This window comes from Halomonas sp. IOP_31, assembly GCF_021151495.1.
GTDB classification, from domain to species: domain Bacteria; phylum Pseudomonadota; class Gammaproteobacteria; order Pseudomonadales; family Halomonadaceae; genus Modicisalibacter; species Modicisalibacter zincidurans.
The window spans coordinates 78310-102767 of the sequence record NZ_JAIRBP010000003.1 but is presented as its reverse complement, the minus strand read 5'-3'; the positions used below and the strand labels follow the sequence as shown (position 1 = coordinate 102767).

The following is a 24458-nucleotide window of genomic DNA, read 5'->3' as shown; positions in this document are numbered from 1 at the left end:
CGCATTGCAGCACGATCACAGGCGCATCGGCATGACCACGTACAACGCATCCCCGCCGCCCGGCTCTTCCATGATGGCGCTACTGTTGGAGTCGGAGAGGGTCATCTGCACGCGATCCTCGTCGAGCGCGTTGAGCACATCGATCAGGTAGCCGACATTGAAACCGATTTCCAGCGCATTGCCGTCGTAGTCGATGGCAATATTTTCCTCGGCCTCTTCCTGCTCGGGATTGTTGGCCAGTACACGCAAGTTGCCCGCCTCGAGATTGAGACGCACGCCCCGGTACTTCTCGTTGGAAAGTATCGAGGTGCGCGAGAGCACCTGGCGCAGGTCAGCGCGATCGGCGATGAATACCTTGTCCCCGCCGCGGGGTATCACCCGCTCATAGTCGGGAAACTTACCGTCGATCAGCTTGGAGGTGAAGGTGAAGCTGCCGGTATGCGCGCGAATATGGCTGGCGCCCAGCGTTAGCTCGACCGGTTCGTCGCTGTCATCGAGCAGGCGCACCAGCTCGAGTATTCCCTTGCGCGGCACGATGAGCTTTTGCGTCGGCTCGACGCTCACCTCGACGCTGCGCGTGCACATCGCCAATCGATGACCATCGGTAGCCACGGTACGCACCAGGTTGTGGCCCAATTCCAGCAGCATGCCGTTGAGATAGTAACGCACATCCTGTTGCGCCATGGCGAAGGACGTGGCGTCGATAAGCTGCTTGAGACTGCCGCGCGGCAAGGTCAGCTCCTGGCTAGCCTGGCTGTCTTCGATATTGGGGAATTCGGCGACCGGCAACGTCGACAGCGTAAAGCGTGAGCGTCCCGAACGCAGGATCGCCCGCCCCTCCTCGAGAGTGAAGGCTATTTCAGCCTGCTCGGGCAACGACTTGCAGATATCCATCAGTTTGCGGGCCGGCACCGTGGCCGACCCCGGCTCATCGACCTGGCTGGGTTCGACCCGGCCGATCAGCTCGACTTCGAGATCGGTGCCGGTAAGCGCCAGTTGAGTGTCCTGGACCTCGATCAGCACGTTGGACAGCACCGGCAGGGTCTGGCGCCGTTCGACCACGCCGGCGACCAGCGATAACGGGCGCAGCAGGGCTTCACGGGAAATGGAAAATTTCATGAGGGCTCCACTCTTCTCCTGAGTTCCAAAGACGGGAACAGGCTGCGTTGGACGGCGTCATCAGCTGGTCAATAATCGCAGCAAGTTCTTGTAATCCTCGCGAATATCCGCGTTTTCTTCCTGCAGCGCCAAAATCTTGCGGCAGGCATGCAGCACCGTGGTGTGATCGCGTCCGCCAAAAGCGTCGCCGATTTCCGGCAGGCTGTGGTTGGTCAGTTCCTTGGCCAGGGCCATGGCGACCTGCCGCGGACGGGCGACCGAGCGCGAGCGGCGCTTGGAAAGCAGGTCCGCCAGCTTGATCTTGTAGTACTCGGCGACGGTACGCTGAATATTGTCCACCCCGACCTGCTTGTCCTGCAAAGCCAGCAGATCCTTGAGCGACTCGCGAATGAAATCCTGGGTAATCGGCTTGCCCATGAAATGGGAGTCGGCGATCACCTTTTTCAGCGCGCCCTCCAGCTCCCGCACATTGGAGCGTATCTTCTGGGCAATGAAGAAGGCCGCATCGTGAGGCAGCTCGACCTTTGCCTGATCGGCCTTCTTCATCAGGATCGCCACCCGCGTTTCCAGTTCGGGCGGTTCGATTGCCACCGTCAGGCCCCAGCCAAAACGCGACTTGAGCCGTTCCTCCACCCCGCTGATTTCCTTAGGGTAGCGGTCGGAGGTCAGGATCATCTGCTGACCGCCTTCCAGCAAAGCATTGAAAGTATGGAAAAATTCTTCCTGAGAGCGCTCCTTGCCGGCGAAGAACTGAATATCGTCGATCAATAGCGCATCGACGCTTCGGTAAAACCGCTTGAAATCATTGATGGCGTTGAGCTGCAGCGCCTTGACCATGTCGGCGACGAAGCGCTCGGAGTGCAGATAGACCACCTTGGCATTGTCGCGCAGGATAGCCAGCTGGTTGCCCACGGCGTGCATCAGGTGGGTCTTGCCCAGCCCTACCCCACCGTACAGGAACAGTGGATTGTAGGCACCGCCAGGGTTCTCCGACACCTGCCGCGAAGCGGCCCTGGCCAGCTGGTTGGACTTGCCCTCGACGAAGGTGTCGAAGGTGAAGTTGGGGTTGAGTCCGCTCTGGTGCTTGAGGCTGCCTTCCACCTGAACCTGACGCTCGCCCGCGGGCTGCTGAGTGGAACGCCGCGGGCCTTCGCCATTGTGCCTGTCGATTTCGCGCTCCTCGGCGTACTCGTCGCCGCGGGACGGGGTATGCACTGCCGGTGCGGGAGGCTGACGAAAACGACTGGCCGAGACCGGGTTGCCCAGATCCCGCGGTTGCGGACTCGGTGCAACGCGCCGGCTACCCACTGCCAAGCTCACCTTGGGCGGCTTGTTGGGCGCCAGCTCGCGCAGCAGTTCATTGATCCGTTTGAGGTACTTGTCGCTGACCCAGTCACGCACGAAACGATTGGGCGCCAGCAGACTGAGCTCGTTAGGCGTTGCGTCTTCCGCCTGCAGGGGGCGAATCCAGGTATTGAACTGCTGCGAGCTCAGCTCATCCTGCAGATAAGCCAGACATTGTTGCCAAAGAGCGACCGACACGCGACCTCACCATCCCGTTGCGAAAAGACCGAACATTGTATCGCCCTCACCGCAAGTTATCCACACGCGAAACGATGCGAGCCATGCTGTGGAAAACTACAGTATGGCTGGGTGGAGCGATACGGTATGACTGTGCGGATGCGTCTCGGCTGTGGATATTCCAGCAATCGGTACACAGCTTGACGCCCCTCCAGCCACTGGATCCGCGGACTTTGTCCACACCCTTGCTTTTATATTAACTATTTGATTTATAAAAATTAAATAAGGTTATAAACAGAAACCACCCCTACTATCAATAACAACAACTTCCAATGACACCTGTAATTATTGTAAGTGGCGCGGCAGCATCGCATAGCGAGTGCCCAATCCGCGATGCACCGGCACCGCAGGCATTCGCCGGCTATCGTCAACGCCGCGAGCGACAAGGCGGTGTGGAGAATTGCGCGCAGAAATTGCACCCGGCTTGCAAAGCCTCTAGAATTCCCGGCCTTGAACGAAATCCGCCCGGGTTCCATGCGGGAGCCGGGGCATCGGTCAATGTCAAATCAACCACGTGGGAATTCGCCGTCATGAAACGCACATTTCAACCCAGCGTACTGAAGCGCAAGCGTGTCCACGGCTTCCGTGCACGCATGGCCACCAAGAACGGCCGCCAGGTCCTGGCTCGCCGCCGTGCCAAGGGCCGCAAGCGTCTGAGCGCTTGATCGCGGCTCGCGAATGTCCGGTCAGGGCTTTCCCCGGCGACTGCGTCTGCTGACTGCCGGGGACTATCGGTACGTCTTCGAACACGCCTCGTACAAGGTACACGCCAAAGGGTTGCTGGTGTTGGCCAGAGACAACTCCCTGGATCATCCGCGCGTGGGCCTGGTCTTCAGCAAGAAGAACGTTCGCCGTGCCATAGATCGCAACCGTCTCAAGCGCTTGGTGCGCGAATCCATTCGCCTCCGGCAGCATCGCCTACCCGCTGTGGATATCGTTGTCCTGGCCCGCCGTGGCGTACACGAGCTAGACAATCCCACATTGCACCGCCAGCTTCACGGCTTGTGGCGACGTCTTGAAAAGGAGGCTGGCAAGCAGTCAGCTATGGCTTCAACCTCCTGAACCGGAACAGCGTGCCGACCAACCGCAGAATGATCCAATATCCCATCGGGCAGATCCCTAATGGACGTAAAACGACTCCTCCTCGTCATCCCGCTCGCGGTACTCGCCTATCTCTTGGTGATCCAGTGGAATGAGGATTATGGCCAGACCGCCGTCGAGACTGAAGCCCCTTCCTACAGCCAGTCGAACGTCCGCGATACGGATAACACCACCAACACCGAGACCGAGCAGGCCCTGGCGGCGCCTTCCAGTGACGCCAAGCAGGCCGGCAACAGCCCGGACATGGCCGAGAGCGCTCAGGACGACAATCGCCGCAGCCTGATCAGGGTGACGACCGATGCCCTCGATGTGCGTATCGACCCGCGTGGCGGCGATATCGTCTATGCGGCGTTGCCTAAGTACAAGGCGAGCCAGGATACCGAGCAGCCCTTCGTGCTGCTTTCGGATGGACAGGCACGCAGCTACGTCGCCAAGTCGGGCCTGCAACTCGAGGGACAGCAGGGGCGCATCTCGTTTGATGCCGAGAAGACGCGCTATACCCTCTCGGAAGGTCAGGATGCCCTGAACGTCGATTTGAGCGCCACCGTCAATGGCGTCGAGGTCATCAAGCGTCTGACCTTCAAGCGCGACAGCTACGCGGTAACGGTCAGCTATCTGCTGGCCAACCAGAGCGAAACGCCGGTTACCGCGCGATTCATCGGTCAGTTGGCCCGCGACAACAGTCCCGACCCCTCTGCAGGCGGCGGCGTAGGGATGAGCTCCTATCTGGGGGCGGCCTATTCCTCGCCCGACAATAATTACGAGAAGATCGATTTCGAAACGATCCAGCAAGGCCAGTTCAACAACCGCGATGTGCAGGGCGGCTGGGTCGCGATCATTCAGCACTATTTCACGTCAGCCTGGGTACCGAAGGACAACCAGCAGAACCTCTACTATGCGACCACCGACTCGCGTGATCGCAACGTGGTGGCCTTCGCCAGCCCTACCCAGACCATCGCCTCCGGCGGGAAAAGTACCCTCGAGGCGACGCTGTACATGGGCCCCAAGATTCAGGATCGGCTCGAGGCAGCAGCCCCCAACCTGGAGCTGACCGTCGATTTCGGCTGGCTGTGGTTCCTCGCCAATCCATTATTCTGGCTGCTCGATCAGATTCATAATGTACTGGGCAACTGGGGCTGGTCGATCGTCGTGCTGACGGTGATCGTCAAGATCGTGCTTTTCCCGCTTTCCGCGACGGCTTACAAGTCGATGGCCAAGATGCGTAAGCTGGGCCCCGAGATGCAGCGCATCAAGGAGCAGTACGGCAGCGATCGCCAGAAGATGTCCCAGGAAATGATGAAGTTCTACCAGAAGGAGAAGATCAATCCTCTGGGGGGCTGCCTGCCGATCGTCATTCAGATGCCGGTGTTCATCGCCCTGTACTGGATGCTCATGGAATCAGTCGAGCTGCGTCAAGCGCCGTTCATGCTGTGGATCAACGATCTGTCGGTCAAGGATCCATTATTCGTGCTGCCGATCATCATGGGTCTGACGATGTTCGTGCAGCAGCAGCTCAACCCGGCGCCGCCGGATCCGACCCAGGCGAAGATCATGAAGATGCTGCCGATCGTCTTCACCTTCTTCTTCCTGTGGTTCCCGGCCGGCCTGGTGCTCTACTGGATCGTCAACAACAGCATCTCGATCCTGCAGCAGTGGGTCATCACGCGGAAGATCGCCGGCGCGCCGGCGCCTGCCAAGGGCAAGTAGCCGCTCGAGCGTGCCGAGCTCCAGACCCCCGCCTCAGTGCGGGGGTCTGGCGTTGGAGCTTGACATCCGGCAATGGCCGACCGTAATTCAGGAAACGCGCATGCTCGATCAGCCGCTTTATACCCAGGACACCATCGCTGCCTTGGCCACGCCCCCTGGACGCGGCGGGGTTGGCATCATTCGCGTCTCGGGACCGGCCTGTCAGGCGATCGCCGAGGTCATGCTGGGCCACTGCCCGGCGCCCCGCCACGCCGCCTACGGCGCATTCACGGGGGCCAACGGCCAGGTCGTCGACGAGGGAATCGCCCTGTACTTTCCCGGCCCGCATTCGTTCACCGGCGAAGACGTGCTTGAACTGCACGGTCATGGCGGCACGGTGCTCATGGATCTGCTGCTCGAGCATTGCGTCACTCTGGGCGCCCGATTGGCCCGCCCGGGCGAGTTTTCCGAGCGGGCCTTTCTCAATGACAAGCTCGACCTGGCCCAGGCCGAAGCAATTGCCGACCTGATCGACGCCAGCTCGCGCGCCGCCGCGGAAAACGCCCTACGCTCGTTGCAAGGTGAATTCTCGAACCGTGTCGCCAGCTTGGTCGAGCGTCTGATCGAGCTGCGCATGCATGTCGAGGCGGCGATCGACTTCCCCGAGGAGGAGATCGATTTCCTCGCCGATGGCCGGATCGCCGCGAAGCTCGGTGAAGTCCAGGACGAGCTCGGCGAGGTCCGCCAGGCAGCCGGGCAGGGCGCGCTGATGCGCGAGGGCATGAACGTGGTGATCGCCGGCCGGCCCAACGCCGGCAAGTCGAGCCTGCTCAATGCCCTGACCCAGCAGGAAACGGCGATCGTCACCGAGATCGCCGGCACCACCCGGGACGTTCTGCGAGAGTATATCCATCTCGACGGCATGCCATTGCATGTCATCGACACGGCGGGGCTGCGCGACACGCCGGACGCGGTCGAGCAGATCGGCGTGGCACGTGCCTGGGCGGAGATCGAGAAGGCCGACCGAGTCTTGCTGCTGGTCGACGCCGCGACCGATGCGGCGACCGATCCGATGGCCATCTGGCCGGAATTCGTCTCGCGACTGCCCGACCCCGCTCGGTTGACGCTGGTGCGCAACAAGATCGACAGCAGCCACGAGCCGCCCGGAGTAGCGTTATCCACAACCCCGCCGATCGTTCGCCTGTCGGCGAAAACCGGTCAGGGCGTGGATAGTCTCAAGGAGCATCTAAAGTCGATCATGGGCTACTCGGCCACCGCCGAGGGACGTTTCTCGGCCCGCCGGCGTCATCTGGATGCCCTCGACCGGGCCGAACGGGCCCTGAGCAATGGCGAGGCCCAGCTTCAGGTCTACGCGGCCGGCGAACTGCTGGCCGAGGACTTGCGCGAGGCCCAGCAGGCGCTGGGTGAAATTACCGGCGAGTTCAGTGCCGACGACCTGCTGGGCAAGATCTTCGGCGAGTTCTGCATCGGGAAGTGAAACGGCCAAAAAGATCGAAAAGCATCCAACCCGGCGTAAACAACCTAACGGGCGTTTACAAAACAGGCGAGCGAAGGCAAGACAAGGCAGCCATCGTGCTGCTTGTGCTGGTGCCGCAGCTGGTGCTGTTCCTGCCCAACGCGATCTTCGGTCGCTGATGGGAGTGATGCCCGGCCGCTTCGGCGTAGCGTGACCGCCGCCCACCGCCGCATTGGCTAAAATACGCGCCTAAAAAAGCCCGGTCTCGCGACCGGGCCATAAGCGCTGCTTTCCTTGCGGCACATTCACGGGCATCCAGCCCGTGCATCCTTGGCACTGTGAGCCGTCCCGGCTCGGTCTTCCGTGCTGACGCCTTCCTTGCGTCGATGTAAGGCACTCTAGTCTCCCTATCGGGAATTCGAGCTAACCCAGGTTAAATTTCCCTGTAAGCGATTGCCGACAAGATATCTGTCCATGGCAGGAGAGCCCAAGCAAAGCGCGCATTCCATTGATAGTGCTTGCTAACGATGCTAGATGTTTCACGGAAAATCTTTTTTTGATCGCCCGAACAACGCCTTTTTATGTGTCCATATTCGCTTTTCATCGCACTTTCATCCCGGCAGCAGCCAGCGACGCCGCGGCTTGACCGGACGGGCACCGGGAAAGCGCGTCTCGACCAGGCGCATGGCGGCGGTGAGCACCAGGGTCATCGCCAGGTAGATGCCGGCGATCAGCAGCAGCGGCTCGTAGACCAGAAAGGTCTCGTCGCGTACCAGGTTGGCGGCCTTGAGCAGATCCATCATGGCGATCGTCGAGACCAGCGGCACCGACTTGAGCAGCAGGATCATCTCGCCGGTCAGCGTCGGCAGGCACAGCTGGAAGCCGCGCGGCAGCCACAACCGATAGAGGATCTGCCAGCGCGACAGGCCGAAGGCGCGACCCGCGGCCAGTTCGCCGTCCGGCACGCTGAGCAGCGCGCCGCGGATCACCTCGCCGGAATAGGCGCCGACGCTGATCGTGAAGGTCAGCGCGCCGTAGAAGAACGGGTCGCGCAGCAGCGGCCACAACAGGCTGTCCTGCACCCCGGGAATCGCCGGCAGCAGGCGGCCGACGCCGTCGTAGAAGAAGAACAGCTGGACCAGCAGCGGCGTGCCGCGGATCACCGTAGTGAAGCCGCGCACCAGCAGCGCCAGCGGCCGCGGGCCGCGAATCTGCGCCAGCGCCACGCCCACCGCGAGCGTCAGCCCCAGGCTGCCGGAAACGCCGACCAGCCACAGCGTATTGACGAAGCCCGTCCATAGATAGCGCTGATAGAACGGATCGGTCAGCCAGGAAAAGTCCATCGGGGTTCCTTGCGTAGCCCTCAGGCACCGACCTGGCCGCGGCGCACATGGCGCTCGGCACGGGCGAACAGGGCATTGGAGCCCAGCGTCATGACCAGGTAGAGCGCGCCGGCGACGGCATAGAACAGGAAATAGGCGCGGGTACTGGCGGCGGCCTGCTGAACGGTGAAGAACAGCTCCTCGAAGCCGATCACGCTGACCAGCGCGGTGTCCTTGACCAGGATCAGCCACAGGTTGGACATCCCCGGCAGGGCGTTGGGCAGCATCGCCGGGATCACGATGCGCCGGAAGCGGCTGGCGCGCGAGAAACCGTAGGCGTCGGCGGCCTCGAGCTGGCCGCGGGGGATCGCCAGGATCGCGCCGCGGAACACCTCGGTCATGTAGGCGCCCTGGACGAACGCCAGCACGCCGACCGCGGTGGCGAAGCCGCTGATCGCCAGTTGGCCGTCGCCGCCCAGCGCCGCATAGGCGGCGCTCAACGCCTGGCTGCCGGCGTAATACAGCAGGATGATCAGCAGCAGCTCGGGCACCGCGCGCACCAGCGTCGAATAGCCGGTGCCCAGCACGCGCAGCGCCGGCCATGGGCTCAGCCGTGCGCCGGCGCCGAGCAGTCCCAACACCAGGCCGATGGCATAGGCGAGCAGGGCGATCTCCACGGTGGTCAGCGCGCCCTGCAGGATCGGCCCCATCCAGGCCAGCAGGCCATCGCTCGACATGCTATCCATAAGCGGTTGTTCCGGTGGCGTGGCAGCGACGCACCCGGGCCGGGTGCGTCGCCAGGGCACGGCGATTAACTGCCGCAGATGTCGGTGTCGAAGTACTTACGCGACAGCGCCGCGCAGGTGCCGTCCTCGATCACCTGGGCGATCGCCGCGTTGAGGCCCTCACGCAGGGCATCGTCGGCCTGACGCAGGCCGATGCCCACGCCTTCGCCGAAGGCCGGATGACGCGGCGCGGTGGCGCGGATCTCGTAGCCCTGGGCCTCGTCGCGCTTGACGAACTCGGTCATCGCGACCTTGTCGGCGAGGATCGTATCGACACGCCCGGCGAGCAGGTCGCGGTTGGCCTGCTCCTGCTGGTCGTAGATCTTGATCTCGACGCCGCTGTCGGCCAGCGCGCGGCGCGCATAGCTGGCGTTGGTGGTCGCGCCCTGCACGCCCAGCACCTTGCCGTCGAGCCCGTCGGGAATCGCGAAGTCGGCGTCCTTGGCGGCGACATAGGCGCTCGGCGTGTAGTAGTACGGATCGGTGAAGTCGATGACCTTCTTGCGCTTGTCGGTGATCGACAGCGAATTCATGATCATGTCGATCTTGCCGCTCTCGAGCGCCGGGAAGATCCCGCCCCAGCCGGTCGGGGTGACCGCACAGTCGGCCTGCATCGCCTCGCACAGCGCCTGGCCGAGCTCGACCTCGAAACCGGTCCAGTCACCGTCGGCGCTCTTGTAGGTGAACGGCGGGTAGGGTTCGGCGGAGATGCCGATCTTCAGCGGTTCGGCGGCGTTGACGGTCAGCGCGGTCATCGTCGATAGCGCCAGCACGCCGGCGCTCAGGGCAGGAAGCAAGCTACGTTTCATCAAGCTACGTTTCATCAAGCTACGTTTCATCAAGGTTTCCCCTTGGTTGTTGTGACGAGCCGCAGCGGGCGGCCCGGAAAGAGACGCCGCCGAAGCCAGCGACGCTGGAACTCAGACGCTCAGGCGACGCTCGAGACGAACTGCCGGCAGCGTTCGCTGGCGGCGTTCTCGAACACCTCGCGCGGGCTGCCGCACTCCTCGACCACGCCCTGGTGCAGGAACACCACTTCGTCGGAGACCTCGCGGGCGAAGCTCATCTCGTGGGTGACCAGCAGCATGGTGCGGCCTTCTTCGGCGAGGCCGCCGATCACCGCCAGCACCTCACTGACCAGCTCGGGGTCGAGCGCCGAGGTGGGTTCGTCGAACAGCAGCACCCGGGGCTGCATGGCCAGCGCCCGGGCTATCGCCACGCGCTGTTGCTGGCCGCCGGAAAGATAGCCGGGGTAGGCGTCGCGCTTGTCGGCCAGCCCAACTCGTTCGAGGAAGTGCTCGCCGAGCTCGAGCGCCGCGCGCCGGCGCAGGCCGCGCACCCGCAGCGGCGCCTCGATGACGTTGCCGAGCACCGTCAGATGCGGCCACAGGTTGAATTGCTGGAAGACCATCGCGACCTGGGCGCGCAGACGCTGGATCTGGCGACGCTCGAGGCCGACGTTGTTGCCGGCGGCGTCGTGGGTGAAGCGGATCGCTTCGTCGGCGATGGTCAGCTCGCCGCGGTCGGGGGTCTCGAGCAGGTTCATGCAGCGCAGCAGGGTACTCTTGCCAGAGCCGCTGGAGCCGATGATCGAGACCACGCTGGCTTCGCGCACGCGCAGCGAGACATCCCTGAGGACCGTTTGCTCGGCGTAGCGCTTGACCAGGTGGCGGGCATCGATCGCCGGGGCGGTGTCATTGTTGTCGGTATGTTGGGTCATGGACGCTGTCGGGGGTGGCCGGTGGAAAGAGTGCGGCTCGGGGCAAGACGCGCCACGCAGCCGCTCGTTCGTTCAGTCGAGCGCCGTCGCCAGGCAGTCCCGGGCGCAGCGCTCGATGCGCCGGCAGGCCTCGTCCAGGCGCTCGGCGTCGACCGTCAGGCTCAAGCGCACGAAGCCCGCCGCCGAAGGACCGAAGGCCTCGCCGGCGAGCAGCGACACGCCGTGTTCGTCGAGCAGCCTGTCGGCGAAGCCTTGAGCGGTGAGCCCGGTGCGGCGGATGTCGATCATCATGAACATCCCCGCGGCGGGGCGCAGCACCTCGACCGCGCTGCTGCCTGTAAGCGCGCGGCATACCGTGTCGCGACGCGCGCGATAGGTCTCGCGCATCGTCGCCAGCTGCTCGGGCGGGTCGGCCAATGCCGCGCAGGCCGCGTCCTGGATGAACTCGGGGCTGCCGTAGAGCATGCACAGCGCCAGGTTGCTCAGGTGATTGATCAACGCCTCGGGGCCGATCACCCAGCCCAGCCGCCAGCCGGTCATGGCGTGCGACTTGGACAGGCTGTCGATCACCGCGGTGCGTTCGGCCATGCCCGCCAACGTAGCGGGGCACAGGTGCTCGCCCTCGAACACCAGATCGGCGTAGACCTCGTCGGAGATCAGCCACAGATCGCGGCGCTGGCACAGCTCGGCGATGCCCTGCCAGGTCTCGCGGCTCAGGCACTGGCCGGTGGGATTGTGCGGGCTGTTGACCAGCAGCGCCCGGGTGCGCGGGGTGACGGCGGCCTCGAGATCGGCCAGCCGCGGCTGGAAGCCTTCCCCGGCGCGCAGCGGCACGCGCACCAGCGTCGCGCCGGCGGCCTGCAGCGCAGCCTCGTAGGTCACGTACATCGGCTCGGGGACGATCACTTCGTCGCCGGGGTCGAGCAGGCACTGGGCGACCGCGTAGAGCCCGCATTGCGCCCCGGCCATCACCGCCACGTTGTCGGGCCCGGCACTACCGCCGCGGGCGCGGTGGCGGGCGGCGATCAGCTCGCGCAGGCGCGCCTTGCCCTGCACGTCGGCGTAGTGGGTGGCACCGGCGCGCAGGCTGGCGATGGCGCTGTCGACGATCGGCGCGGGAGTGACGAAGTCGGGATCGCCCACCGAGAGGATGATCACGTCGTCGCCGTCGGCCTGGCGCTCGAGGGCGCGATAATGAATGTCCCAGGCGGCGGCGCCTTCGCCGGCGATACGGGTGGTCAGGCTCGAGTAGTGCATGAAGTTCCTCGATTTGAACTGGTTATCGGCTGGGTCGTTGCCTCAGCGGCGTCGCCCCCAGCTCTCGGCATCGACCTCGATCAGCGTGGGCGCCGTGGCGGCCCAACTGGCGGCCAGCGCCTGGCCGAGCGCCTCGGGGTCATCGACCCGCGCCGCGTGACAGCCGAAGGCCTCGGCCAGGGTGGCCAGGTCGGGAGCCGGCAGGTCGACGCCCAACCGGGCGACCGCGTGCATGTCCATGTAGCGGCGAATCTCGCCGTAGCCGTCGTTGTTCCACACCACCACGGCCAGTGGCACGCCGGCGTCGCGGGCGGTGGCCAGCTCGCCGAGGGTGAACATCAGCCCACCGTCGCCGACCAGCGCGATCACCGGCCGCTCGGGGACGGCCAGCGTCGCGCCGAGCGCCGCGGGCAGGCCGTAGCCGAGCGTGCCGTAGCCGGTGGCGGCGTTGAACCAGCGCCGCGGCGCGGGCATCTCGACGATGAAGTTGCCGGCGTAGACCGGCCCGGTGGAGTCGCCGACGATGCTCGCCTCGGGCAGCGCGTCGCGCAGGGTGTCGAGAAGCTCGGCGTAGGGCGCCACGTCGTCGGCCTCGCGCAGTGCCAGGGCGGTCCGCGTCGCGCTGACCTGGGCCGCGGCGTCGCGCGCGGCGGCCACCGGCAAGCGCTCGAGCAGGCCGCGCATGACTTCGCCGGCATCGGCGAGCAGCGCCAGGTCGGCGGCCTGGTTGCGGGCCAGCTGCTGGGCGTCGATGTCCACGCGGATCAGCCGGCCGGTGAGCGCGAAGCCGTCGTCGAAGACCAGATCATAATCGGTTTCGCCGAGTTCGCTGCCCAACGCCAGGATCACGTCGGCCTTGGCGGCGAGTCGTCGCCCGGCCGGCAGGCTGGCGCAGGCGCCCAGATCGAGCGGATGATGCTCGCCGAGTACACCGCGGGCGTTGATGGTGGTCATGGTCGGCGCATCGAGACGCTCGACGAGCGCGCGGGCGTCCGCGGCGGCGTCCACACAGCCGCCGCCGAGCAGCACCAGCGGGCGTTCGGCGCCGGCCAGCCAGGCCGCGGCGGCATCGAGCCCGGCGGCGGCCGCGGCCGGCGGATAGACCGCGGCTCGCTTGATCGGCGTGTCGGCGACCGGCTGGGTCATCACGTCCAGCGGAATCTCGATGTGCACCGGGCCGGGGCGGGCGCTTTTGAACACCGCAAAGGCGCGGGCGACGATCTCGTCCAGCGCCTCGCCGGCGTGCAGGGTGTGGCTGAACACGCTGACCCCGGCCAGCGTGCGCTGCTGGTCGGGCAACTCGTGCAGGCGGCCCTGGCCGCGGCCCAGGGTGTCGCGACGGTTGACGCTGGAGATCACCAGCATGGGCACCGAGTCGGCCAGCGCCTGAGCCATCGCGGTGGCGATGTTGGTCATCCCCGGGCCACTGATGATCAAGCAGGCCGCCGGCTTGCCGCTGGCGCGGGCGTAGCCATCGGCCATGAACCCGGCGCCCTGCTCGTGGCGCGGCGTGACGTGGCGCAGCGGACTGTCCGCGAGGCCGCGGTAGAGCTCGATGGTGTGCACCCCGGGGATGCCGAACACGGTATCGATGCTGTGGGTCTCGAGCAGCTCGAGCAGGCGTTGCGCGCAGGTCGTCATGAGCGCACCTTGGTATCACTGGCCACGCCCGAGGTTTCCGCCGGTGCGTCACCAGGCGGTGCGCCACCAGACGGTGCGCCACCGAACGGCTCACGGGAGAAGATCCGCTCGACCATCGGCACGAAGTATTCCAGTGGCCGCGAGGGATAATCCGGGTCGAAGGCGCGCTGGTCCCACTCGTCGCAGAAGCGCGCGGTGCGCGCATAGGCCGGGTGGTCGCGGTAGGCCTCGCGGGCATGCGGGTCCAGGCCGTAGAAGGCGCGGTAGTGATAGCCCTGGAACAGCTCGTGGTGACGGATCATCCACACGTTGAGCGGATCGATGTAGGGCTCGAGGATCGCCGCGGCGATCTCGGCGTGATTGGCCGGCGCCAGGTCGTCGCCGATGTCGTGGAGCAGCGCGCAGACCACGGTCTCCTCGTCGATACCGGCATCGAGCGCGCGGCTGGCGGTCTGCAGGCAGTGCGCGTAGCGGTCGATCGGGTAGCCGTGGTTGTCGCCCTTGAGGCGCAGCAGATGCTCGAGCACCCGGCGGCTGGCGTCGTTCTGGTAGATCTGAAAGTGCGCGTCGATGATCGCCCAGTCGTCGGCGGTGCTTTCGTCGAAGCGCGTGAAGCGGGCCTGGTTCATCGAACCGGTCCTCCCTGGGTGGCGGCGCGAGGGGCATCGGCGTCGTTGGCGCCGACCGAACCGGCGAGCGTATGGCGCAGCACCTGACGGCGACTGGCGGTGCTGTCGCGATCGACATAGCCCTGGCGCATGTGACGCACGCCACCCTCGAGCTGATAGGCGGTGCGCCCATGCAGCAGCCGGTAGTTGTCCATGATCAGCATCTCGCCGGGGGCGAGCTTGAGGTACACGGTCAGCGCCGGGTCGGTGATCAGCGCATGAAAGCGCTGGCGCGCCGCGTAGTAGCGCTCCAGCGTCTCGGCGTCATAGGCGGCGACACGCTCGGTGCGATTGGAAAAGCGCACCCTGGCGAGCCGGCCGTGGCCGTCGAGCTCAATCAGCGGGCCTTCGCTTTCCAGCCGGGTGGTGGCATCGACGTAGCGAAAGCCGGGCGACAGCCGGGTCAGGCAGTCGAACGCCGTCGGGTCTTCCCGCTGCAAGCGGCGGGCCGCCATGAAGCCGTCGACCAGCGTGCTGTCGCCGCCCGCGGCGGCGTTGCTCAGGCAGTGCAGCCAGATGTAGCCGGGGATCGGATCGCGGTAGGGGTTGTCGGTGTGCGGCTCGAGCCCGCGCTGGGTCATGGTCAGGTCGTAGGCGTTGGCCACCGACTTGACGTCGGCGATGCCGCCCCAGTTGGTGCGCCGCAGCGGGCCGATGCGATCGATCAGCGGCTGCATGCCGTCCTCCTCGCCGGGCACCCCGGCGACGCGCACGAAACCGTAGCGCTGTAACTCGTCGAGCAGCCCCAGCAGCGCCCGGTCATCGGCCAGCGCGGCGGCGAAGTCGGCCTCGGGCAGGTGCGCGAGACTGGCGTCCCACAACAGCTGCGCGTCGTCGGCCGCGCCGCGCGAAGTGTCCCTCGGCGGACGGTCCTCGGCGAGCAGCGTGGATAACGCGAAGGCGGTGCGATGGCCGTCGCTGAACGCCAGGTGCAGCGTCTCGCCGTCGACGGCGGCAGACTCGAGGGTCAGGTCGAGCGGCAACTCGGCGGCCTCGATCAGCCGTTGGCCGGTCTGGGCATCCAGGGTCTCGCCGTCGGGGGCGCGCTCGCGCAGCCACAGCGCGGCGAAGTGCTGTTCGAGACCGGGGCCGCTGAGCGTCAGGCGGCGGCCCTGGGTAGTGACGATGGCGTCGACGGGATTGGACATGGCGGCGCGAACCTCCACAGCTGGCTGGGTCAAGGGAACCGGACGCGAATCCGAAGCGCTGTCGACACCATGACGGGTGCGACCTGATACTACCCTAGAGCCATGCGGAGTCAGTGATTTGCCTAAAATGGCCATATAATCGATCATTTTGGCCATGAAGGAGTTCGATTCGGCCCACTGGGCCCAGGCCTGGCCCTATCCGCGCCCCGATCTGCCGCCAGTGGCGCGCCCCGGCGAGGCCGAGCACACCGTCAGCGTGTGGCTGCTGCCCAAGTTCTCGATGCTGACGCTGTTCTGCCTGCTCGAGCCGCTGCGCGTCGCCAACCGCTTCGGCCGCACGCTGTTCGCCTGGCAGTTGCTGTCCAGCGGTGGCGAGGCGGTGGTCGCCAGCAACGGCGTGCGCATCGATGTCGATGGCGCGCTCGGCGGCGCCGGCGATTGCAAAATGCTGATGGCGATCTCGTCCTACGAGGCGGAGGCCACGGTGACCGCTGCCGACCGCGCGGTGCTGCGTCAGGTCGCCGCGCACGGCGGGCGGGTCGGCGGGCTGGACACCGCGCCGTTCATCCTTGCCCGCGCCGGGCTGCTCGAACAGCAGCGCGTGGCGCTGCACTGGGAGAGCGTGCCGGCGTTTCGCGAAGAGTTTGCGCAGCTGGCGATCAGCCCGGCGCGCTTCGAATTCGCCGGCCGGCGGCTGACCGGCTCCGGCGGCGCGGCGGGCATCGACATGATGCTGCAGTGGATCGAGTCCGATTACGGGCCGGCGCTGGCCAACGCGGTGGGTCGCCAACTCGTCCACCAGCGAGTTTCCGAGGAGGACGCGCTGCAAGGCCAGAGCCAGCATCGCCTCGACCGGCTGCCGCGCACGGTGGTGCGGGCGCTGGCGATCATGGAGACGCATCTCGGCCAGGCGCTGGCGATCCCCGAGATCTGCCGGCTGGTCGGCCAGTCGCAGCGTCAGTTGACGCGGCTGTTCGTCGGCCATTTCGGCGAGACGCCCAAGCAGTGCTACCTGGGCATGCGCCTCGACCTGGCGCGGCGGATTCTCGCCGATAGCCGCTGCCGGGTGACCGAGGCGGCGCTGGCCACCGGGTTCAGCAGCATGGCGCATTTTTCGAGGGTCTATCAGGCGCGCTTCGCCGAGCGCCCGAGCCGGACCGGCGAGCGCGGGACGAGCTGACCGGGCTAGCTACTAGGAAACAGCCTGGCGGTAGCGGGATTCCTCTACGGGACATGCTGCCCCAGCGCCTCGACGCGGCGCTGGCGGGCGGCCCGGCGCAGCATGCGCAGCCGCGAGCGCACTTCGTCGCGCTCCAGATAGCAACCCTGCAGCCAGCGGTGGCCGGACGCGCCTTCGAAGGCGTCGCGGGCATGCAGCAGGCGGCGGTTGTCGAAGATCACCAGATCGCCCGGGCAGTAATTGAAGCGCAGCGCGAAGCGCGGTTCGCGAAGCAGCCGCTGCAGTTGCATCAGCGCCTCGTAGGCCGGCTCGATCTCGTCGTATGGCGCCATCAGCGGCCCGCGCAGGAAGTCGGCAATGCGCACCTCGCTGAGCCGCCCCTCGGCGTCGAGCTGGATCATCGGGTTGAACCACACGTAGTCGCTGGTGCGCGCGGTATTGGCGTAGCACCACTTGACCCGGGTCAGCGTGGCGAACGCCGCGGGGTTCTGCCGGCGCAACGCCTCGGCCACCGCGAAGCCGTCCATCATCACCGCCTGGCCGCCCTCGACGCTGTTCTCCAGGCAGTGCAGCAGCTGCAGGCCCGGCTGGTACTCGCGGGTCGGCAGGTCGACGTGCGGCGGCAGGGCGATCGAGGTGTAGGCGTTGGAGTCCGGGTCGGGCTTGGCGCGCACGTCGAACAGCGTGCCGAAGTTGGTCGGCCGCGGCGGGCCGATGCGTCGGGCGATGGCGTCCAGGCTGCCCGGCGCGGTGGGCAGGTTGCTAAGCCGCACCAGGCCGTGGCTCAGCACGTTGCCGAGCGCTTGCTCGAGCAGCGCCTCGCCGGCTTCGGCGTGTTCGTCCTGGACCATCCACCCGGCGGCGTCGAGGCTCGGCGGGGCGTCGAGTTCGGCGGCGGTCCAGACCTCGACGGCGACCAGCGGCGCGTCGAATGCCTCGGTATTGTCGTAGTCGTGGGCGCGCAGCCAGCCCGGATGGAAACGCAGCGTGCGCGCTTCGGGGGCGAAGGTGACGCCGAGCGCGCCGGCGGCGTCGAGCCAGGCGGCGTCGATGGTCGGCCAGGCGGCGAGCCGCGACAGGTCGAGGATGCGCTCGCGGGTCGCCGGGTTGACGGTAGTCTCGTCGGCGGCGTTCTCGCGCAGCCACACGGCGTGATAGCGGCTGACCCGGCCATCGGCCCAGGTCAGCGTGACAAGCCGGGCGTCGTGGTCGACCCGCGCGAGGCCGACCTCGACCGGCCAGGCGTCGTAGTCCGGAGTCGCTGGCAGTGGCGGTGCGGCGGTGGTGGTCATGGCGGGCGTCTCTGAATGAAATGGCAATCTTCAGGATGCCGAGTCGTCGCGCCGTCGATTAGCCACCAGGCGACGGCTAGTTGTCATGAGTCGTCATCGGCGCGCGTCGCGTGGGCTCTCGGCATAGCGTTGGCGGTAGGCGCGCGAGAAGCTCGACGCCGAGGCGAAGCCGCAGGCCAGGCCGATGCCGAGGATGTCGTGATCGGTTTCCAGCAGCAACTGGCGGGCCCGCGTCAGGCGCAGGTTCAGGTAATGATCGCGCGGGCGCACATTCAGCTCGCGTTCGAACAGGCGCTGCAACTGGCGCAGCGAGATGCCCACCCGGCGCGCCACCGCTTCGATCGACAGCGGCGTCTCGATATGCGCCTCCATCAGCGCCACGGCCTCGATCAGCACGTGCTTGTGGGTGCCCAGGCGCTGGCTCAGCGCCATGCGCTGCTGATCGTGGGGCGTGCGCATGCGGGCGTGGATCAATTGTTCGGAGACCGCGGTGGCCAGCGCCTCGCCGTGACGCCGGGCGATCAGGTCGAGCGACATGTCCATCGCCGCCGCGCCGCCGGCGCAGGAGAAGCCGCGCGGGCCGAGCTCGAACAGCGCCTCGCGGGTCTCGATGGCGGGGAAGCGTTCGCGAAAGGCCGGCAGGCTTTCCCAGTGCAGGGTCACCCGCTGGCCGCGCAGCAGCCCGGCACTGGCCAGCACCACGCTGCCGGTATCGATGCCGCCGAGCACGCAGTCGGCGTTGGCCAGCCGGTTGAGCCAGCGGATCAGCGGCCGGCTCAGCGTCGCCTCGGGCTCGAAGCTGGCGCATACCGCGACGCTGGGCAGCGCCGGGGCGCTGGCGATGGCGTCGTCGGCGAGCAGGGTCATGGCGTTGCTGGCGGTGACCGGTGCGCCGTCCTGGCTGATCACCCGCCAGGCGAACAGCGCCCGCCCGGCGATGCGATTGGCGATGCGCAGCGGTTCGACCGCCGAGAAGAACGCCATCATCGAGAAGCGCGGCATCAGCAGAAAGCCGATCGGCTCGGGCAACGGGCCGGTGTAGTCCAGACGCATGAGTCGCTCGCAACGGGGTGGCCCGACGATGATAAGCGATCGTGCGCTGCGCTGCAGGCGATGGCTCAGTGCGTCGATTGGTTCAGTTAATCCGCGCTGCCGGTCAAAGGCTCCGCGGTGCGGCGCCTATTGGCGAGAATCGGGCTGCCGGTCGCGGGTCGCTGAGCAGCGTGTAGTCGACGTCCTGAAGCGCCTCGCCAAACAGAAGGTCTACAGGCTCACTCCCCGGTAAGCAGGCGTTCTTCAAGGGCGAATATGTGCGGGTCGTCGTGGCCGAGTTCGCGCAGCGCGCTGGCCAGGTTGAGCAGGTAGTCGCGGTTGGGACCGCTGGGTCCGTGAGCGCTGGCGATGCGCCGGGCCAGCGCGGCTTCCGGCTCGGGGCCGGCGAAGGCGGCGTTGTCCTCGCGGGCGATGTAGACCAGTCCTTCGTGACGCGCGCCATCGTCGAAGTAAAGCGGGGTGACGACCCGCAGATAGCCGTTCTTTTCGCGCACGTCGAGCGGCTTGAGGGTCTGCGGGGTGATGCGATAGGCCATGCCGTGGCACGCCGCTCCCGGCGCGCGGATCAACGTCGCCACCCGGCCGGGCGATTCGGGCGTGCCGCGGTGGTCGTGAGAGGCCTGCCAGAAGCGCCGCGCCCAGCCGAGGATATGCGCCGGACGACGCTCCAGGTAAGCGAAGTCGGCCTTCCAGATCAGCGAGCCATAGCCGAACAGCCACAGCGAGTCGTGGCCGTCGAAATGGGTCATCTGCTGGTTGAGCGTGGTGGTATCGAAGGACATGTGCGGCGCGGAACCTGAAAATCAACGGTGCCGTTACTCTGCGACAGGCCAGGGCGGCGGGCAAGCCGACCAAGCGTTAAACCGGGCGGTGCTCGGCGCCGTGTAATTGCTCCGCGGGTCCATTAGGATATTACCCTTTCGACGAGGCTGATTCCGTATCGGGCCGCCCTTCATCCGGCCATGACGGTAGCCGTCACTCATCCACGGGCAGCTTGCATGGCCGCATCGATACTCGACCGACACAGCGTGACCATCACCGGGCAGGGCGAGCGCACGCTGCTGTTGCTGCATGGTTTCGGTTGCGATCAGCGGGTCTGGGTACCGCTGGTTCGCGCCTTCGAGCCCGATTGGCGGGTAGCTCGCTACGATCAGGCCGGCTGTGGTCGCGCCCTCAAGACCGTCTATAGCCGGCACCGGCACGCCGCCCTGCAGGGGTATGCCGAGGATCTGCTGGCGGTCTGCGCGGCGCTCGGGGACCAAGCCGTCACCGTGGTCGGCCACTCGATCGGCGGCATCATCGCCATGCTGGCGGCCATCGAGGCGCCGCAGCGTTTCCGGCAACTGGTGATGCTCTGCGCCTCCAGCCGTTATCTGGACGACCCTCCCGATTACCGGGGCGGTTTCGACGCGGCGCAACTCGGCGAACTGCTGACGATGATGGAGCAGAACTACTTCGCCTGGGCGGGCTCGATGGCGGCCAACGTCATCGGTTCGCAGCGCAAGGATGTCGCCGAGCGTCACCTGCGCAACCAGTTCCTGGCCAATGACGCGCGCATCGCCCGCCAGTTCGCCGAGGTCACCTTCTACAGCGACACCCGCGATGCGCTGGGGCAACTGACGATCCCCACGCTGGTGATGCACACCGACGAGGATGCGGTGGTGCCACCCCAGGCGGCCGAATACCTGCACGCCAACATTCCCGATGCCCGCCTCGAGTGGCTGCCGTGTCGTGGGCATTATCCGCACATGAGCGATCCTGCATTGCTGGCCGAGCGGTTGCGGGCGCATCTGTAGCGCGAGGCGCGACCGGCGCTCCGAGGAAACCACGATGCAAGCGAAACAGGTTGCGGCATACTGGGACGAGTCCCCCTGTGGCATGCTGGTGACCGACCGTGAGGGATGGGTGCTGGCCGTCAACGCCCGGATCGAGGACTGGCTGGGCCGCGCGGATCTGGCCGGGACGTGCTTTGCCGACCTGCTGACGCCCGCGGCGCGTGCCTTCTACCACTGGCATGTGGCGCTCAGCGTCGAACGCCATCAGCAAGGCGATGAAATTCAGCTGGCACTCGCCACGCCTGACGAGCAAACGCTGCCGGTGCTGGGCGGTTTCCGGACCGCCGAGTACCTGGACCAGGCGTGTGTCCATTGGTCGCTGACGCCGGTCCCGCGCAGGAGCGGTCTCGAAGGAGAACTGATCGCGGCGCGCGAGGCGGCCGAAGCGGCACTTGATGAAAAGCAGCTGGCGATAGACGAGTTGCAGCGTCTCCAGGCGGAGCTCGAGGCGCACCATCAGGAGCTGTCTCGCCAGAACCGGCACCTGGAGGCGCACGCCTACAGCGACGGGCTGACGCGACTCAAGAATCGCCGCGCCTTCAGCGAAGCATTGACCGAGCGCACCCGGGCAGGGCCGGCCGCTGGACCTTTCGCATTGGCGTTGCTGGACATCGACCTTTTCAAGACGATCAACGACAGTCTCGGACATGCGGCGGGGGACCAGGTGCTGATGGAGCTCGCCCTGCTCATGCAGCGTGTCTTTCGCGACCAGGACCTGCTGTTTCGCATCGGCGGCGAGGAGTTCGCGATCTTCTTGCCCGGGGCCTCACCGGAACAGGCGTTGGGGGCGCTCGAGCGCTTGCGTCGGGCGGTGCGCGAGCATGCCTGGTCGGTCGCCGCGGTGACCGTCAGCGCCGGCATCGCCAATCACCAGCCTGGCGATGGCAGCGATTCGCTCTACCGGCGCGCCGACGATGCCCTCTACGCCGCCAAGCATGACGGTCGCGATCGCGTGTTGCATGCTGCCCTGCTGGGCCTGGAGCCTGCTCCGACGCGTTGATCGGCGTCCGCCAGGGTTATAGACGCTCGCCCGCTCGCCGCCACGGGGCGCTGCGTCAAGCGTTGCCGCGGAATCGATCCCGGATGCTTGCACATGCGCGGATTCCGTGTCGGCGACTCAGGGAATGCTCGGCAGCTCGATCTCGTCGCTGCGCCGGGCGCCTTCGGTCATCTGCTGGCACAGCCGCAGGAATTCGCGCATGCCGGTGCTCAGGTACTTGTGGCGATGCCAGATGAACGCGAACTGGCGTTTGAGATCGAGCTGCGGAGTGGCGATGGGCACCAGGCTGCCGCGGCGAAAGGCGTCGCGCAGCGCAAGGTGCGAGACGCAGCCGATGCCCAGACCGGACTCGACCGCACGCTTGATGCCTTCGGTGTGCTCGAGCTCGAGCAGGATGTTGAACCGCCCTCGGCGATGACGGGTGGCCTGTTCAAGAGTCAGCCGGGTCCCCGAGCCCTGCTCGCGCATGATCCAGGCCTCACGCAGCAACCGCTCGAGCGAGACATCGGCGGCACCGGCCAGCGGGTGGCGCGGCGAGCAGAAGACCGTCAACTCGTCTTCGACCCAGGGCTGCATGACGACGTCGGCATGCTGGCAATCGCCCTCGATCAGCCCCAGGTCGAGCTCGTGCTGAACGATGCGCTCGATGATCGACACCGTATTGCGCACCTGCAGGCGCACCCGGCTGCCGGGATGGCGCTGCATGAAGTCGCTGATCAACAGGGTCGCCAGGTAATTGCCGATGGTCAGCGTGGCGCCGACATCCAGCGAGCCGACGCCGCGCTGGCCACGCAGCAACTCCTCGATCTCTTCGCCGCGGTCGAGCAAGGCCACCGCTTTGGGCAGCAGTTGAAAGCCCAGCGCGTTGAGCTTGAGGCGCTTGCCGATGCGGTCGAGCAACTGGCAATCGAACTGCCGTTCGAGCTCGGCGAGCGCGGTGCTGGCGGCGGATTGCGAGAGTGCCAGTTCGCGGGCGGCGCGCGATACGCTCTGTTGCTGAGCGACGGCGACGAAGACTTCGAGCTGGCGCAGGGTGTAACGCATGGGAGTCTCGATGGCAAGTGCCATATCAATATTGCCGATAAGCGTTATCCAGACAACCCATTTAACAGATAATCACTACCGACTTAGAATGACGGTAACGAAATTAACGCTTTTTTATGCTTTTATGGAATATATTTGGAGGCTTCGATGAGCAAGTTTGCCCTGGAAGAAGTGCTGAGCGTCCATCACTGGAACGACACCCTGTTCAGCTTCCGCACCACGCGTGAACGCAGCCTGCGCTTCAAGAACGGGCAATTCGTGATGATCGGCCTGGAAGTCGCCGGCAAGCCATTGATGCGCGCCTACTCGATCGCCAGCCCCAACTACGAGGATCACCTCGAGTTCTTCAGCATCAAGGTGCCCGACGGTCCGCTGACCTCGCGCCTGCAGCACCTCAAGGTCGGCGATCAGATCATGGTCAGCCGCAAGCCCACCGGCACGCTGGTCACCGACGACCTGCTGCCGGGCCGCAATCTTTACATGCTCTCTACCGGCACCGGCCTGGCGCCGTTCATGAGCCTGATCCAGGACCCCGAGGCCTACGAGCGCTTCGACAAGATCGTGCTGATTCACGGCGTGCGCAGCGTCAGCGAACTCGCCTACGCCGATTTCATCGGCAAGGAACTGCCGGCGCACGAATACCTCGGCGAGGAGATCAGCGAGAAGCTGGTCTACTACCCCACGGTGACCCGCGAGGAGTTCCACACCATGGGCCGGCTCACCGACCATATCCGCAGCGGCAAGCTCGCCGAGGACACCGGTCTGCCGCCGCTCGATCCCAAGCAGGACCGGGCGATGATCTGCGGCAGCCCGGCGATGCTCGACGAGACCAGCGCGCTGCTCGACGACCTGGGCTTCAAGATCTCGCCGCGCATGGGCGAGCCCGGCGACTACGTGATCGAGCGGGCGTTCGTCGAGAAGTAACCGGCTTCGCCGGAGCTGTAAGCCATAAGCCGTAAGAAAAAGCCAAGTCAAAAGCTTTTTGCTTTTGACTTGGCTAGTGGTTGTGGTGCTATTTTGGCTTATAGCTTCGCGCTTAGACCGCATCCTTGCCGGTCTCGCCGGTACGAATCCGGATGACCTGCTCGAGCGGCGAGACGAAGATCTTGCCGTCGCCGATCTTGCCGGTGTTGGAAACCTGGGTGATGGCCTCGATGACCTGCTCGGCCATGGCATCGTCGACGGCGACTTCCAGCTTGACCTTGGGCAGGAAGTCGACCACGTATTCGGCGCCGCGATACAGCTCGGTATGGCCCTTCTGGCGACCGAAGCCCTTGACCTCGGTCACGGTGATGCCCTGAACGCCGATTTCGGACAGCGATTCACGGACATCGTCCAGCTTGAACGGCTTGATGATGGCGGTCACCAGTTTCATGCTCGTACTCCTCGCTAGGATGCGGGTATCGTCGCGCGCCTGACGGCCGCGCGGCCCCGGTTTGCGTCGGTCAATTTGCTATCAAGCATACACTGCTCGCTATCGGAATAAAAAAGACCCCCGAAGGGGGCCAGGGGAGCACGCCAGCTCACTCGTTGCGCCGGGGCTCGCTTG

Annotated in this window: 23 protein-coding genes; 8 read left to right on the top strand and 15 right to left on the bottom strand. The window is 65.8% G+C overall.

What is annotated here, in order from left to right:
* Nucleotides 1-15: 15 nt before the first annotated feature.
* Nucleotides 16-1119, bottom strand: coding sequence for a DNA polymerase III subunit beta (dnaN, locus tag K7I12_RS03195; protein WP_031384875.1), 1104 nt, complete (start codon nt 1117-1119; stop codon nt 16-18).
* Nucleotides 1120-1179: 60 nt separating this feature from the next.
* Nucleotides 1180-2661 carry a chromosomal replication initiator protein DnaA gene (gene dnaA / locus K7I12_RS03190; RefSeq protein ID WP_031384876.1) on the bottom strand — a complete coding sequence of 494 codons (1482 nt, stop codon included), beginning with the start codon at nt 2659-2661 and terminating at the stop codon, nt 1180-1182.
* Between the two features lie 569 nt (nt 2662-3230).
* Between dnaA and rpmH the strand changes: the two genes are divergently transcribed.
* The 4 genes from rpmH (at nt 3231) to mnmE (ending at nt 6985) form a co-directional block, all read left to right on the top strand.
* Nucleotides 3231-3365 carry a 50S ribosomal protein L34 gene (gene rpmH / locus K7I12_RS03185; RefSeq protein WP_011508608.1) on the top strand — a complete coding sequence of 45 codons (135 nt, stop codon included), beginning with the start codon at nt 3231-3233 and terminating at the stop codon, nt 3363-3365.
* A 13-nt stretch (nt 3366-3378) separates the two neighbouring features.
* On the top strand, nt 3379-3762 hold the full coding sequence (rnpA, locus tag K7I12_RS03180) for a ribonuclease P protein component (protein WP_031384877.1): 384 nt from the start codon (nt 3379-3381) through the stop codon (nt 3760-3762).
* A gap of 60 nt (nt 3763-3822) precedes the next feature.
* Complete coding sequence (gene yidC, locus K7I12_RS03175) at nt 3823-5508, top strand: membrane protein insertase YidC (RefSeq protein ID WP_031384878.1); 1686 nt, start codon at nt 3823-3825, stop codon at nt 5506-5508.
* Nucleotides 5509-5608: 100 nt separating this feature from the next.
* On the top strand, nt 5609-6985 hold the full coding sequence (gene mnmE, locus K7I12_RS03170; protein ID WP_031384879.1) for a tRNA uridine-5-carboxymethylaminomethyl(34) synthesis GTPase MnmE: 1377 nt from the start codon (nt 5609-5611) through the stop codon (nt 6983-6985).
* Between the two features lie 590 nt (nt 6986-7575).
* Here mnmE and K7I12_RS03165 read toward each other — a convergent pair.
* From K7I12_RS03165 to tmpA, 8 genes are all read right to left on the bottom strand, one after another.
* Nucleotides 7576-8307, bottom strand: coding sequence for an ABC transporter permease (locus tag K7I12_RS03165; RefSeq protein WP_231662981.1), 732 nt, complete (start codon nt 8305-8307; stop codon nt 7576-7578).
* Nucleotides 8308-8327: 20 nt separating this feature from the next.
* Nucleotides 8328-9032: an ABC transporter permease gene (locus tag K7I12_RS03160; protein ID WP_031384881.1), complete on the bottom strand. Its 705-nt coding sequence runs from the start codon at nt 9030-9032 to the stop codon at nt 8328-8330.
* A 65-nt stretch (nt 9033-9097) separates the two neighbouring features.
* Nucleotides 9098-9880: a transporter substrate-binding domain-containing protein gene (locus K7I12_RS03155; protein WP_031384882.1), complete on the bottom strand. Its 783-nt coding sequence runs from the start codon at nt 9878-9880 to the stop codon at nt 9098-9100.
* 119 nt (nt 9881-9999) lie between these two features.
* Nucleotides 10000-10791, bottom strand: a complete 792-nt coding sequence (locus tag K7I12_RS03150) for an ABC transporter ATP-binding protein (protein ID WP_231662980.1) — start codon at nt 10789-10791, stop codon at nt 10000-10002.
* 72 nt (nt 10792-10863) lie between these two features.
* Nucleotides 10864-12048, bottom strand: a complete 1185-nt coding sequence (locus K7I12_RS03145) for a pyridoxal phosphate-dependent aminotransferase (RefSeq protein ID WP_231662979.1) — start codon at nt 12046-12048, stop codon at nt 10864-10866.
* 42 nt (nt 12049-12090) lie between these two features.
* Nucleotides 12091-13689, bottom strand: a complete 1599-nt coding sequence (locus K7I12_RS03140; protein ID WP_231662978.1) for a 5-guanidino-2-oxopentanoate decarboxylase — start codon at nt 13687-13689, stop codon at nt 12091-12093.
* Nucleotides 13686-14318 carry an HD domain-containing protein gene (locus tag K7I12_RS03135; protein WP_051907532.1) on the bottom strand — a complete coding sequence of 211 codons (633 nt, stop codon included), beginning with the start codon at nt 14316-14318 and terminating at the stop codon, nt 13686-13688. Before K7I12_RS03135 ends, K7I12_RS03140 begins: the two co-directional genes overlap by 4 nt.
* Nucleotides 14315-15505 carry a 2-trimethylaminoethylphosphonate dioxygenase gene (gene tmpA / locus K7I12_RS03130; protein ID WP_051907533.1) on the bottom strand — a complete coding sequence of 397 codons (1191 nt, stop codon included), beginning with the start codon at nt 15503-15505 and terminating at the stop codon, nt 14315-14317. Before tmpA ends, K7I12_RS03135 begins: the two co-directional genes overlap by 4 nt.
* A gap of 154 nt (nt 15506-15659) precedes the next feature.
* On the opposite strand from tmpA, the gene K7I12_RS03125 reads away from it, so the two are divergent.
* A complete protein-coding gene (locus K7I12_RS03125; protein ID WP_051907534.1) occupies nt 15660-16685 on the top strand; it encodes a GlxA family transcriptional regulator in 1026 nt (341 codons plus the stop codon).
* Nucleotides 16686-16729: 44 nt separating this feature from the next.
* On the opposite strand, the gene K7I12_RS03120 is transcribed toward K7I12_RS03125, so the two are convergent.
* From K7I12_RS03120 to K7I12_RS03110, 3 genes are all read right to left on the bottom strand, one after another.
* Nucleotides 16730-17977 carry a TauD/TfdA family dioxygenase gene (locus K7I12_RS03120; RefSeq protein ID WP_231662976.1) on the bottom strand — a complete coding sequence of 416 codons (1248 nt, stop codon included), beginning with the start codon at nt 17975-17977 and terminating at the stop codon, nt 16730-16732.
* A gap of 93 nt (nt 17978-18070) precedes the next feature.
* Nucleotides 18071-19030, bottom strand: coding sequence for a GlxA family transcriptional regulator (locus tag K7I12_RS03115; RefSeq protein ID WP_231662975.1), 960 nt, complete (start codon nt 19028-19030; stop codon nt 18071-18073).
* 218 nt (nt 19031-19248) lie between these two features.
* Nucleotides 19249-19812, bottom strand: coding sequence for a gamma-glutamylcyclotransferase (locus tag K7I12_RS03110; protein WP_031384891.1), 564 nt, complete (start codon nt 19810-19812; stop codon nt 19249-19251).
* A gap of 216 nt (nt 19813-20028) precedes the next feature.
* Here K7I12_RS03110 and K7I12_RS03105 point away from each other — a divergent pair, with 216 nt between their 5' ends.
* Nucleotides 20029-20826 (top strand): alpha/beta fold hydrolase, encoded by a 798-nt coding sequence (locus K7I12_RS03105; RefSeq protein ID WP_031384892.1) that lies wholly within the window; start codon nt 20029-20031, stop codon nt 20824-20826.
* Nucleotides 20827-20860: 34 nt separating this feature from the next.
* Nucleotides 20861-21865 (top strand): sensor domain-containing diguanylate cyclase, encoded by a 1005-nt coding sequence (locus K7I12_RS03100; protein ID WP_084173610.1) that lies wholly within the window; start codon nt 20861-20863, stop codon nt 21863-21865.
* Nucleotides 21866-21982: 117 nt separating this feature from the next.
* Here the strand turns inward: K7I12_RS03100 and K7I12_RS03095 are convergent, their stop codons facing one another.
* Nucleotides 21983-22909 (bottom strand): LysR family transcriptional regulator, encoded by a 927-nt coding sequence (locus tag K7I12_RS03095; RefSeq protein ID WP_031384894.1) that lies wholly within the window; start codon nt 22907-22909, stop codon nt 21983-21985.
* A 147-nt stretch (nt 22910-23056) separates the two neighbouring features.
* Here K7I12_RS03095 and K7I12_RS03090 point away from each other — a divergent pair, with 147 nt between their 5' ends.
* Nucleotides 23057-23833, top strand: coding sequence for a ferredoxin--NADP reductase (locus K7I12_RS03090; RefSeq protein WP_031384895.1), 777 nt, complete (start codon nt 23057-23059; stop codon nt 23831-23833).
* Between the two features lie 112 nt (nt 23834-23945).
* Here the strand turns inward: K7I12_RS03090 and K7I12_RS03085 are convergent, their stop codons facing one another.
* A complete protein-coding gene (locus K7I12_RS03085; protein ID WP_136068168.1) occupies nt 23946-24284 on the bottom strand; it encodes a P-II family nitrogen regulator in 339 nt (112 codons plus the stop codon).
* Nucleotides 24285-24458: the final 174 nt, after the last annotated feature.